We start from the raw sequence: 12,110 nt of genomic DNA on the forward strand, positions 1-12,110 counted from the left end.
TTCCTGCCGATATTGGTACGGATGAAAGAGAATCAACGAACTCTATTGAATAAAGTCGGATCCGCAATTTGTGCACTTTTTCTTACTTATAACGTTTCTATCTTTTCTCAAACGATCCCGGGTGAATCTAAAGACTCAAAACAAAAGCTTACATCCGATCGGGAGTTAATCGAAACGGGAAAGTTGGAATCTATTAGAAGAAAAGTTTATCTCGGATTGAAAGGAATTAGAGTTTCTCTTTTGAACTTTGGAAAAAAACAAGATTTGGAAAAACTCGCCGCCGATTATGGGCAAGCTGAAACTCTTTATCTGAAAGCGGAATACGGAAATGCCACGACCCTGTTTGAGAATATTTTTAAAGCAATTATTCTTTTGGAAGACGCAATTCGTAAAGACTATGAAAGCAGAACAATTCAATTGGGACAGGAACTGGTTCCTATGATTGTGTCGATTCGATTGGATGAAAAAAACAAAAATCGATCCGTTCTTCCGGTATTAGAAAAGTATTATGCTCGTTTCGGAGAAACATCGAAAACTTCTTCCAAAGAATTGGAAAGTGGGGAAAGAACTTCCGCTCTTTATTATCAAAAACAGTCCCTTCTTTCGCTTTACCAAGCTAAGATTCTTTTGGGAAAGAGCGAGGATTCTGGGCTTTCTTTTTCGGATAAAATTTCTAAAAATAAAATTCTCGATTCTGATTATCTAAAACCGGAGGAAATGATTTATTGGGATGATGCGCAAGGCCGTTTGAATACGGAGGCGGAGGAAGAAAGAAAAAAAGATAGAGCGAGAACTTTAAAGTGGCACGAATTAAAAATGGGGATTTTTTCCGAAAAACCGCAGAAAAAGAATGAAACTAAAAGTCAGGATTTTCCTTCCTCAAAGCCTTAGTACGAATAAACTAGAATATTTGAAATAATGAATATATGATTCTTTTTTATAAAAAAAATTTGCCCGGTGTTTGCATCGTAAGGAATTATTTTCTTGCCGTGGTTATCTCATTTTTGCGGTCGTTCTATAGGGAAAAGACCATACAACTTGACATTTTCGGTAAGATCAAAGAAAGCGTAGGATTTTCGCCTTTTTTGAATTGTTCGATATATTTCAAAACGTTTCGTAAAAAACTTTGGATTTGTTTTTTGATTTTTCTAGCGTTTCCTTCCTGCAGGAGAGGAAGTTTTGATCGAGTCAAAGAATCCAGCCTCCAATATCTTTGCAAAAGTTATTTTCTTTTTTGCGATCAGATTGTTGCTAAAATCGATATGTTTGACTGTGATCCGTTGCACAATATGTATAAAGGCGACGGGACTCATTATATTAGTCGAGAAATTCTAGTGGATGACCTCACTGTGGAAAAAGAGGAAAAGGAAATGGAGATTTTCGATCCGTATTCCGAAAAAAAACCTAAAAAAGAAAAAGCAAAAGACACAAGTTCTGATTTTGGGAAAAACATTCGAATCGATTCTCGAAAGTTGATTCGTACTTTCGATACGGAGCGCGGAAAAAAACCGTCAATGACAAACGGTGGAGAATCCATCGAAGAGATTCGACCTTGTTATCCGGTAAAACCGCAGTACAATCAGGAGTAATTTGTTGAACGATTTATTTAACGTAAAAGGTAAAACGGTTTTAGTGACCGGATCCACTCGTGGGATCGGAAGACACTTTGCGGAAGGTTTTAAAAACGCTGGAGCGATCGTTTATGGAACAGGCTCTTCGGAAGAATCGGTCAAGAAATTCGACGGCTCCGGCATCAAGGGTTATGCTGCGGACATTCGTCAACCGGATGTAATGCCGCCGATTATCGAGTCCATCGTTAAAGAGCACGGGAAACTTGATGTACTTGTAAATAACGCCGGGATCGCTTCGAATAAACCCGCCGCTTTTTTAAAGGAGGAAGAAATCCAATCTATCATTCAAACCAATTTTACGGGCGTATTCAGAGCTTGTGCGGCTTATTATAGGATTCATAAAAAGAAAGGTGGGAATATTATCAATGTTGCTTCTATTCTTGGAATGAGGGGAACGAAATTTGCCTCCGTCTATTCCGGGACTAAGGGAGCGGTTATTAATATGACCCGGGCTCTCGCTGTCGAATGGATCGGCTCCGGTTATCGTGTGAACTCAATTTGTCCCGGTTTTATCGATACAGATATGACGGAAATGATCAAAGAAAAACCGGATGTTTTGGAGCAAATGATGAATTCGATCCCGATGGGAAGACTCGGAAAGCCGGACGACCTGATAGGAGCCGCGATTTTTTTTGCGAGCGACGCGTCTGCTTATGTTACCGGGCAAACAATTGTGGTCGACGGAGGAATTACCGCGGGACTTTAAAAGTGAGTCTAATCTTTAATGATTCTTTCTCTTCATCCGATCAATCCTGAAAATAGAAAACTCCAACAGATTTCAAACAGATTGTTGGAAGGAAGCGTTTATATTTTTCCGACGGATACGGTTTATGCCTTGGTTGCGGATTCTCAATCTAAGCTTGGTGTTGAAAAGTTATATGAATTGAAAAATATTCCGAAAAACCAACCGCTTTCTTTGATTTGTCCTAGTATTTCAGTTGCTTCCAACTATATCGAGTATCTTTCAAACGAAGCATTTCGTTTGATGAAAAAGATTACGCCAGGGCCGTTTACGTTTATTACCCGTGCCAACAAGCACCTACCTAGAGTTTCTTTTTCCAACCAAAAAGAGAAACAGATCGGTATTCGAATTCCGGATGCGATTTATTTGCAAAAATTACTGCAGCTTCATCCAAATCCGTTAACCTCCACTTCCGTCTTTGCAAACGATGAGTTCATTATCGAAGTTGATTTGTTGGAACGAGTATATGGGGCCCGCGTTGAAGGGATTGTCGACGGAGGAATTGTGAAAGTGGAACTTTCGACGATTTTAAATATGACGGGTGATAAAATGGCGATTATAAGAGAAGGAAAGGGATTTGAGTTTTTATGATTGATGTCGAATTAAAAATTTCTTTAGTAGATTCCTGGAAACTCTAATTCAAAAAGGTATAAAACTAAGTAAGGTTCCGTCTCTTTTACCTAAGACGTTTATTTTTTCGTAAAGGGATAGTTCGGGGTACGTTTGTTATGAAACGGTTTCCATATTTTCTTTGTGCATATTTTCTTTTTTATAATTGTGCTGTTAAACCCGTAAAAAACGCCTGTGATATGAGCAGTTCTCTTTTTTACAAATCTTTATTACTTAACTTTCTTGTAAGTTCGGGTCAAACTTCCGTCTGCGGAACCAATGTTAAATTATCTCAACCGACGATCCTTAATATAAAGTCAAAAAGTCTTTTAAATACCGGTTTTTTAATCGGGGAAATCGATTCCTCCGGCTTGGGAGTTCAAGTCGCCTTGGATTCGGGTCCGTTCGTGGATGCACAAATATCAGGAACCCAGTGGCGGTTTCAACTTCCTGCTGCGGGAATTCCGACTACGATTCCTACGACAGGCGTTTGGAAGGATTGGAGTTTGCATACGATTTCGGTTCGATCCGCTTCTAACGGATTGACTTCTATTCCGATCACGATCGACGTTCAAAAGGGATCGAATAAGGACATCAACGGGGATGGTTATCCGGATGCTTTGATCGGTTCTCAAGTTGCAAATCGTGTAAGGGCTTACCTTTCTCTTGGAAAAACAAAAAGTTTAGATTCCACTCCCATAACTTTGTTAAATGGCGCAGGTGGTTTCGGTTATTCCGTTAAATTGGGAGATATCGATGGAGACGGGTATGCGGATGCCGTTGTTGGAAATGCATCGAACACGTTCGAGGTTTATCTGTCGCTGGGATCAACAGGTGGGCTCTCGACTATGCCGGTCAGTTCCATTCCTATAGGCACTGGTGGTTTGCTTAACGTGGATGTAGGGGACATTGATGGGAACGGTTTTTCGGACGTTTTAGTTGCTGCGCCGTACGATGTAGGAAACGTTGGGCGGGTTTATTCTTATTTGTCAAATGCGGTTGTGGGACAAGGAATTACGTTTAGCCAACAATTGAACAATCCGGGAAATGCAGGGAGTGCATCGTTTTATGGATATGCGATCACATTAGGCGATGTGAATGGCGACGGCAGATCGGATGCAATTGTTGGAGCTGTGGGTTCTGCGCAGATCGGTGCGTCTTTTGTCTATCTTGCTCAAGGAGCTGGAATTTTTGCCGCTTATTCTCAAACGATTACGGGTTCGGCTGTAAACGAGTGGTATGCAAATTCAGCCGTTGCAACGGATGTAAACCGAGACGGCTTTGTGGATTTATTTGTGGGTGCTTATCAAGAGTCGGCTGGGGCTGGTAGAGTACATTTATACTTATCTAATTCCGGTATTCTTGTTAATACAATCAACGGCCCTATTTCGGGAGTACCCGGATCTCAAACGGGAACTTCGGTTACAACCGGAGATGTAAATGGGGATGGATTTTTGGATCTTCTTACGGGAGGTTATTCTTATACCTCTACGCAGCCGAGTCAGGGGCACGCGGTTACGTACTTAACTACGGGTAATACACTCGGTTTAATAACCAGCTCGCTGAATTTTTTAACAGTGGCGGTTAACGTAGGGAATATGGGAAATTCGATCGCATCGGGGGATATCAACGGCGACGGTTTCAGTGATGTTTTGGTTGGGGCTCCTAGCTCGGTCGGCGGAACCAACGTAGGGAATGTTTATCTTTATTTATCCGATGGTGCAGGCGGATATACGTCGTCTTCGCAAATATTTTCCGAACCCGATATAAATGGAACATTCGGAACTTCCGTGGATTTATAATCTAACGAATCTGTTTTTTCCATTCCTCTTCTTTAAATCCTACGAAACCGAAACTGTCTCCGAGAACGAAAGGGCGTTTAACTAAGTTTCCGTTTTTTGAAAGAAGATCCAATTGATCCTCAAGGGACATAGAGTCGAGTTTGTCCTTGAGGCCTAATTCTTTATAATCTCCGCCGGAAGTATTAAAAAGTTTTTTCGATTCGTTGCCAACATACTTCAACATTGTTTTAAGCTCCGTTTTTTTGGGAGGAGTTTCTCGAATTGGTAATATTTCCAATTCCACTTTTTTGCTGGAAAGAAATTTGAGCGCGTTCCTACAAGTGGAGCAGTTTTTATATTCGTAAATTTTCAGTTTCAAGACTATTCTCCTGTTTGATGATTTGCGATTCTTTTTTTGGGTGAAGTTTTCCTCAAGCTTAGATTTCCAAAGAGGAATAGTATTTTTTAAATTTTTGTGGGAGTTCCTACATTTTAAAGAAGAGTTAAGTTTTACGAGAGTTTACTCACTGGTTGCGGAGATTCCACTCATCCAAGTTTTAGACAAAATAGGGTTATTGAAAAATTCCGTAGCGGATTAAAAACTGCTTTCATCACCCGTTTCAATAAAGCGGGCGCAGAAGGGAATAAATTTTCAACAACTCTATCGATGTTCCTTCTAGGTTTGCAAGTATTTAACGTGAGTTCGGTATAACAAAATGCGAAAGCGATTGTCCGAAGGGAAACTCAGACGCAGAGCTTTCCTAAACTCAGTAAACACTTTCCTATGGGTCGGTGTTTAAGTCGTTCTGTGGGTCGAGTCTGTTTCACGGAGGATTTGTCGGAATTCCGACAGATTTTATCTTCGGATCTAAGTACTTGTGGGGTTGGTTATGGAAACAATTTATAAAAAGTGGAAAAATATCCCAACTCAAGAGAGAATTTTCTTCCATAGGCCGAAAAATCTTTTCGTTGAAATGCGTTATTTTAACCGATAGGATTCTTACGGGAAGTTCCAGGCGTGTTGAATAAAAAAACAAACCTAACTGGAAGACAAAAGGCTGCGGTTTTTCTCATCGCAGTTGGAAGCGAAGTATCTTCCGAGATTTTCAAACATCTCCGAGAGGACGAAATCGAACAAATCACGTTCGAAATTGCTCGACTCGATAAGATTACTCCCGAAGACAAAGAAAAAGTTTTAGTAGAATTCAACGAGCTAATGATGGCTCAAGAATTCATCTCCAATGGAGGAATCGATTTTGCCCGAGGTCTTTTAGAAAAGGCGCTCGGAAATCAGAAAGCGATCGATATCATCAATCGACTCACTTCTTCCTTACAAGTCAGGCCGTTCGACTTCATTCGAAGAACCGATCCTCAGCATCTATTGAACTTTATCCAAAACGAGCACCCTCAAACGATCGCATTGATTCTTTCTTATTTGGATCCTCAGAAAGCTTCGAATATTCTTTCCAATTTGCCTCATACGATTCAGGCGGAAGTCGCAAAACGAATTGCAACTATGGACCGGGTCAGTCCGGACGTTCTTCGAGAAGTGGAACGAGTCCTTGAAAGAAAACTCTCTACTTTGGCTTCCGAAGATTATACGTCCGCAGGTGGTATCGATTCTGTGGTTGAGATTTTGAACTTAGTGGACCGGGGAACGGAAAAGACGATCATCGAGGCTTTGGAAGAGGAAGACCCGGAACTCGCGGAAGAGATCAAAAAGAGAATGTTCGTCTTCGAGGACATCGTTCTTTTGGACGATCGTGCGATTCAAAAGGTTATGAGAGAAGTGGACAACTCGGATCTTGCAAAAGCCTTAAAATCAGTAGATACGGAAGTTCAAGAAAAAATCTTCAAAAATATGTCCAAACGTGCCGCAAACCTCCTCCGAGAAGATATGGATTTTATGGGTCCGATTCGGATTAAAGACGTGGAAGACGCACAGCAAAAAATTGTAAACATCATACGTAAACTTGAAGACGCTGGTGAAATTGTCGTCGCCCGTGCTGGCGAAGACGAGCTCGTTATGTGATCTAATCTTTCGTTTTTGGAAAAATTTCCTTCGCTTCTAATTCTTCTTGAATGGAATCTGGTTGAATGATCCGGGCCCTGAAATTTTTTGCAGTTTTATCGATTTTACCCGCTTTATTTTCGTGCGGATATGATTCGGAGGTTTTGGACCTCACACACGTTGAATGGAAGGCGAGTTTAGGAAACCATCTCAAAAATAAATTAGAAAAATCGAATGTTTCTAATTCTTTTTCTAAAAATAAAAAAGGAAATAAGGAAAAAGAGCCCAAGACTCCTGAAAATTGGAAATCGATTTCCGATTTTCCGGTGGGCTTTAATTCTCTTTTTGAAATACCGGAACGGTCCGGGTTCCACGAAGTGACTGTAAAAGCGGAATTTTCAATAAATTCGGATTCTGTATTTTTAAAATTACCGACTGCGATTTATTTTCCAAGCGTGGGAGAAAGTTGGGAACTTTATCTCAATGGTTTTTTGATTCGAAAAGAGAAATTTCTGAAACAAACTGATGGGGGAGACGTGACTCCTTCGATTCGAAGGTCTTTAAGATCCGTAACTTTACCTATTCCTTTCGGTGTTTTAAAGCAAGGTAAAAATACAATTCTTTTATGTATAATTGGCGAATCCGATCAGACTCCTTATATTCAAAACGATCATTTCGGATTTTATAACGCAAGCGGATATAAAATTTCCCCACTTCAGGGGATTTATCAATCTAGTTCCGAATATTTCTATGTTTTTTTATATGCAACCTATTTTATATTCGGAGTTTATTACATATTTTTTTATGCGATACGGAAGCGCGATTTGTATTATCTCTATTTCGGATTGTTTTTATTTATTTCTTCCGTTTATTTTTTTTCGTCCTCGGATTTGATCTTTAAAAAGTTTATTAATCTAAATTCTCAAATCGATAGTTCTCCGTTTTTCAGAGCCGAATATTCCTCTTTGACTTTGATTTTTCCTTTTTTCTATTATTTTTTGAAGGACTACTTTTACCAAAAAGAAAGATCGAGCGTAATTTCAAACTTTTTCACAGTTCTTTTGATCGGGTTGTTTTTTGCGATTCTTATTTCTCCATTTTCCTGGGTGCAAGTTGTTCTTAAAATATCTCAAATTTCGATGGTTTTCTTTTTGATTTATATTCTTTCCTTTTTGATTCAAGCGGTAAGAAAAAAGAAACAAGACTCGGGTAAGATATTAACGGGAATTTTCGTATGTATCGTTTTTGGAATGTGTGATTTATTGAATTCGATTTTTAAAATTTTAGAATTTCATTATTCTTTTTTTCCGATCGTTTATTTATTCTTTGTCGTTACGATCATAAGTATTTTGATTTTGAAGTACGTTCGGCTATACAAGGATATGGAGCTTATTAACGAGGAACTTTCCAATCAAAAAAACGCTTTTTATCGATTTGTTCCCGTGGATTTTATCAGGATTCTAGATAAGGAATCTCCAGTATCAATTTCGATCGGGAATAACAAAGAAAAATCGATGACTATTCTGTCTTCCGATATTCGAAATTTTACAAATATTTTGGAAACAATTTCGCCGAATCGGACAATTGCATTTTTAAATTCTTATTTATCTGAAATGGAAAAGATCGTTTATGAAGCCGCTGGTTTTGTGGATCAGTATTCGGGGGATGCATTGCTCGCACTTTTTGCGGATTATAACGAAAGAGTGGAAAAGGAGAATTTCAATTCCGCCGACAATGCCGTCGAAGCTGCGCTCAAAATGATGAGTGTCGTTCGGTCGAAAAAAATACAAAAAAGTTTTTCGATTCCTTCGGAATGGAATTTGGAGATCGGAATCGGAATCAATACGGGTTCTTTGATTTTAGGAACAGTGGGAAGCGAAAGAAGGATCGACACCAACGTGGTCGGCGATGCGATCCGCCTTACGTCCAAACTGCAATCTCTTACCTACTTGTATCAAGGTAGAATATTAATTTCTCATCATACTTATCTTCGACTCCATAGAATGAGCGAGATTGGAATTCGAATGATCGATTCGGCGTTTGTAAAAGGAAGAAGTCAACCTGTGGATATCTACGAGGTGTTTGAATCCGATCCGGACGAGATGAAGGAATTTAAACTGAGAACATTAGATTTGTTATCTCAGGGAATTTTTGAGTATAGATCTGGGAAATTCGGGGAAGCGACTAAAATTTTCAAACAACTTTATCATGAAGAACCCAGAGATAATCTTTCCAAAATTTATCTGAAACGTTGTAAATTATATTCTTCCAAACCTTTGGAAAAAAATTGGGATGGAATTTTTCGATTTCAAACGAAATAAAAATTAATCTAGAGATTTATCTCAAAAGCTTTGTACTTTATCTTACTACTCGGACACGTGAAAATGATACTCGAAAATTAACGGACGGTTTTTGCAAAGATATGGAAGCGCTCATAAAATTGCACCGAATCCAAAATGGTTAGCTTTTTTTGAAGAAGATCTAACATTCTAAATTTTGAAACAAACTTATTACAGTGTTCTTTTTATGCGTCCGAGTAATATGTTGTTTTTTTAGATAAATTCTAAAAGTAATTTATACCGTAATGAAAGTTATCAATTAAATGGGAATAAAGAAAAAAAATGGAAAGGGTTTTGAAACGAGTTTTAAGTATTCTGAAAGAAAAATTACGGATTGGTTTTTCGATTCGTCTTAGAGTGTTTTCTTTTAAGGTGTTTTTTTTCCCGGCTTTTCTTTTGTTAACGGTTTCCGTTTTTTCCTCCGATCTCCCCCATTTTCAACTCAAAGACCAAAAAGGCAAGATTTTGAATTCTAGAACCTTAAAAGATAAAACCGTATTTCTTTTAGGTTGTTCGTATGTCGATATCGTTCTTTGTAGGAAACACGGAAGGAAGATTTATTGGAGAATGCAGAATTTGATCGACGAGTCCAAAGATTTCATCGAGTTTGTAGCGTTTATCGATCTTAGGAACGCGCCGAGTGCGGTTCAAACTTATATCAACGAGAACAAATCGAAAAATTACGAATCGATTTTATTAGATCCGAAAGGTATTTTGTCTTCCGGAATTCGGCCTAATTTTTCGTGGTTAAGAATTTTTTCCCGAAGCAAAAAGCAAATTTTCGAATCGTATTACAAAGAAATAAATGATCAAACAGTGGATTCGCTTTATGAAATCGTACGAAAACAAAGGAAATAAAATTCGATTTTTCACCTACGTTTCGATTTGTTTTTTTCTTTTCGATTGTGTACAGAAAAAACCGCAACAAGCCGCTTTCTGGAAAGAATACCTTTCTTATCAAAAAAATATTTTCAGAGAATATCCGACCGGAGGAATTAGAAACGCCTTATTCGGAAATCTAACCTCGGAGGACGTATATCTTCTGCAAGAAAAAGACGACATGCTTTCGATCGATTTTTATCTTCAAAAAACGGACCAAGGGTTTCGAAATGTAATCACAACAGAAAAAATTCCCGAGAACGTCCCTTATCAAATCCATGTGGAATATTTTCCTACTTTTTTCAAAGATCAAAAAACGTTTCGAATGAAACGAGAGATGGTTTCGATTCTTCCGACATACGGTCATCTTGATTTTTTTCATCACGTAGACCGGCTGCAAAATTTCCTTCGTTCCGGTTCGAATCATTCTTCCAGACTCGCTTTGATTTCGAATACGCATCGTTATCTTTGTTATGTTTGTCATTGCGACTCGGGGAGAGTGAGGAATGCATCTTGGCTTCTTTATGAACTGAACGAATCTACAAAAATAGCTTATCCGCAATTTTATAAAAGATTCAATAAACTTCTTAATCAAGTGTCGTATCGAATTACAATCTTTAAATCAGGAGAATTTCTAAACGGGATCGAGTTATATAACGAGGGAACTAAAACCTTCTTAAAAATTCCCGATACTTCCGAAGGTTATTGGAGTAAACCGGAAGTTCTTCACATTCGTGTTTCATTATTCATCCGAGTTTATGGACTTGAAATCGATATTAAAAATTTGGGATATAAGCTTCATTTTTATTCTTCTAAAAATTACGGAAAAATTACGGGAGGGTTTTCAAAACTTCCCGAAAAAAAAATTAGCGGCCGATTTCTTAAGATTTTTCCGCCAGGCATGGTAAATTGGTTCATTCCCGGAAACATGGATGAATACTTTGATAGATATTTTCTTCTTCTTGTGAACGGAAGTAAAGGCAATGAGGGAAATAAGTTCGAATCGGAATTTTTTCAAAACGGAAACAAGATGAAAGTGATTTTCAAGTCTCAAGCTGAAATTTTTCAAGATCGTTTTACTCCATTCCGTTCCTCGAATGAAAAGGACGACGAACCTTCTTTCTGGGATATATTACAGAAAAATTTAATCCAGGATCTATCTTGAATCGTACTAAAGTTCATTTTCCAAAATTTGTATTTTATTTTTCTCAGAAATTAGAATCTTTCTAAAGTGCTTGACTGAGAGCCTAAACTTCGGGATTTATTTTTAATTCTGGTGCTCTATTTTTTTAGAGTACACAAAATTATAATTCAATCGATGAATTGGAGGTATTATGGAAGGAATTGCTCTTTTTACAAGCCAAGGTTTGTATTTCATTTTTAAGTGGATACATTTCCTCGCAGGCGTCGCTTGGATCGGACTACTTTGGTACATTAATTTTGTACAAGGATCTTTTTTTGCTGAGACGGACGCGGATACAAAGAAGAAAGCGACTCAACAATTGGTTCCAAGAGTTCTTTGGTGGTTTCGTTGGGGTGCGATGTTTACTTTCCTTAGTGGTTGGGCGATGATTATTTATTTGATCGTTAACGGCACTACTCTTTCTACCGGTCAATTGCTTGCGGTAATTCTCGGAGGAGGATTACTCGGAACTTTAATGTGGTTCAACGTTTGGTTTGTGATTTGGCCTGCCCAGAAAGTTGTGATTGCGGCCGCAAAAGGTGAAACTAAGGAAAACCCCGCTCCTCGTGCGGCTAGAGGTCTTTTGGCTTCTCGAACTAATACTCTTCTTTCCATTCCTATGTTATTTTTGATGGGTGCTGCAAGAAATCTTCCGATTTCTTTCGAGATAACAAGCGCACAAGCGCATACTTTCTTAGGGGCTATTTTAGTGATTCTCGCGATCGTAGAAACGAACGCGTTAACCGCAACGCCGGAAAGCGCCACTTTCAAACCGATTAAAACCGTAAAGGGTGTTATCACCTCAGGTTTTGTTCTTTCTTTGATTATTTATATTCTTCTTGAGGTTCTTCTTTAATCCATGAGGATCCGTAAAAATCGAGGCGGGTTTTCCCGCCTCTCATTTGTTTTTATTTTTTTTATTTTTGTTTTTGCAA

Annotated in this window: 12 protein-coding genes (1 of these 12 running past the window's edge); 11 read left to right on the forward strand and 1 reads right to left on the reverse strand. The window is 38.5% G+C overall.

The window, feature by feature from the left end; genetic code table 11:
* The first annotated feature begins 21 nt into the window (after positions 1 to 21).
* From FHG67_RS00070 to FHG67_RS00090, 5 genes are all read left to right on the forward strand, one after another.
* Positions 22 to 891, forward strand: a complete 870-nt coding sequence (locus tag FHG67_RS00070) for a hypothetical protein (RefSeq protein WP_061230834.1) — start codon at positions 22 to 24, stop codon at positions 889 to 891.
* A gap of 194 nt (positions 892 to 1,085) precedes the next feature.
* Positions 1,086 to 1,589, forward strand: a complete 504-nt coding sequence (locus tag FHG67_RS00075) for a hypothetical protein (protein ID WP_036075136.1) — start codon at positions 1,086 to 1,088, stop codon at positions 1,587 to 1,589.
* Positions 1,590 to 1,593: 4 nt separating this feature from the next.
* Complete coding sequence (locus FHG67_RS00080) at positions 1,594 to 2,337, forward strand: SDR family NAD(P)-dependent oxidoreductase (RefSeq protein ID WP_004501241.1); 744 nt, start codon at positions 1,594 to 1,596, stop codon at positions 2,335 to 2,337.
* Positions 2,338 to 2,355: 18 nt separating this feature from the next.
* Entirely contained in the window at positions 2,356 to 2,964 is a 609-nt protein-coding gene (locus FHG67_RS00085; protein WP_004501236.1) for an L-threonylcarbamoyladenylate synthase, read from the forward strand.
* A 137-nt stretch (positions 2,965 to 3,101) separates the two neighbouring features.
* Entirely contained in the window at positions 3,102 to 4,784 is a 1,683-nt protein-coding gene (locus tag FHG67_RS00090; protein WP_004499760.1) for a VCBS repeat-containing protein, read from the forward strand.
* Position 4,785: 1 nt separating this feature from the next.
* Here the strand turns inward: FHG67_RS00090 and FHG67_RS00095 are convergent, their stop codons facing one another.
* Entirely contained in the window at positions 4,786 to 5,142 is a 357-nt protein-coding gene (locus tag FHG67_RS00095) for an arsenate reductase family protein (RefSeq protein ID WP_004495164.1), read from the reverse strand.
* 639 nt (positions 5,143 to 5,781) lie between these two features.
* On the opposite strand from FHG67_RS00095, the gene fliG reads away from it, so the two are divergent.
* The 6 genes from fliG to FHG67_RS00135 all read left to right on the forward strand — a co-directional run.
* Positions 5,782 to 6,795: a flagellar motor switch protein FliG gene (gene fliG / locus FHG67_RS00110; RefSeq protein WP_000932791.1), complete on the forward strand. Its 1,014-nt coding sequence runs from the start codon at positions 5,782 to 5,784 to the stop codon at positions 6,793 to 6,795.
* A 143-nt stretch (positions 6,796 to 6,938) separates the two neighbouring features.
* Complete coding sequence (locus tag FHG67_RS00115; RefSeq protein ID WP_004499797.1) at positions 6,939 to 9,095, forward strand: adenylate/guanylate cyclase domain-containing protein; 2,157 nt, start codon at positions 6,939 to 6,941, stop codon at positions 9,093 to 9,095.
* A gap of 300 nt (positions 9,096 to 9,395) precedes the next feature.
* Positions 9,396 to 9,971: a hypothetical protein gene (locus FHG67_RS00120; RefSeq protein ID WP_142499584.1), complete on the forward strand. Its 576-nt coding sequence runs from the start codon at positions 9,396 to 9,398 to the stop codon at positions 9,969 to 9,971.
* Positions 9,943 to 11,157 carry an LIC10025 family lipoprotein gene (locus FHG67_RS00125; protein ID WP_004495143.1) on the forward strand — a complete coding sequence of 405 codons (1,215 nt, stop codon included), beginning with the start codon at positions 9,943 to 9,945 and terminating at the stop codon, positions 11,155 to 11,157. The genes FHG67_RS00120 and FHG67_RS00125 overlap by 29 nt, the downstream gene beginning before the upstream one ends.
* 169 nt (positions 11,158 to 11,326) lie before the next feature.
* Positions 11,327 to 12,031, forward strand: coding sequence for a urate hydroxylase PuuD (locus FHG67_RS00130; protein ID WP_004495075.1), 705 nt, complete (start codon positions 11,327 to 11,329; stop codon positions 12,029 to 12,031).
* A 3-nt stretch (positions 12,032 to 12,034) separates the two neighbouring features.
* Positions 12,035 to 12,110: the 5' portion of a c-type cytochrome gene (locus FHG67_RS00135; RefSeq protein WP_004499774.1), read on the forward strand. 287 nt of this gene lie beyond the right edge of the window; 76 of the gene's 363 nt are visible here — the first part of the coding sequence; it begins with the start codon at positions 12,035 to 12,037; its stop codon lies off the right edge, out of view.

Origin of the sequence: Leptospira weilii, assembly GCF_006874765.1 — a bacterium.
Taxonomy (GTDB): Bacteria; Spirochaetota; Leptospiria; order Leptospirales; family Leptospiraceae; genus Leptospira; species Leptospira weilii.

Bases quoted from the DNA above. Each gene is read 5' to 3' on its own strand.
- FHG67_RS00070 (WP_061230834.1), top strand. From the start codon at position 22: ATGAAAGAGAATCAACGAACTCTATTGAATAAAGTCGGATCCGCAATT.
- FHG67_RS00085 (WP_004501236.1), top strand. From the start codon at position 2,356: ATGATTCTTTCTCTTCATCCGATCAATCCTGAAAATAGAAAACTCCAA.
- FHG67_RS00090 (WP_004499760.1), top strand. From the start codon at position 3,102: ATGAAACGGTTTCCATATTTTCTTTGTGCATATTTTCTTTTTTATAAT.
- FHG67_RS00120 (WP_142499584.1), top strand. From the start codon at position 9,396: ATGGAAAGGGTTTTGAAACGAGTTTTAAGTATTCTGAAAGAAAAATTA.
- FHG67_RS00125 (WP_004495143.1), top strand. From the start codon at position 9,943: ATGAAATCGTACGAAAACAAAGGAAATAAAATTCGATTTTTCACCTAC.
- FHG67_RS00130 (WP_004495075.1), top strand. From the start codon at position 11,327: ATGGAAGGAATTGCTCTTTTTACAAGCCAAGGTTTGTATTTCATTTTT.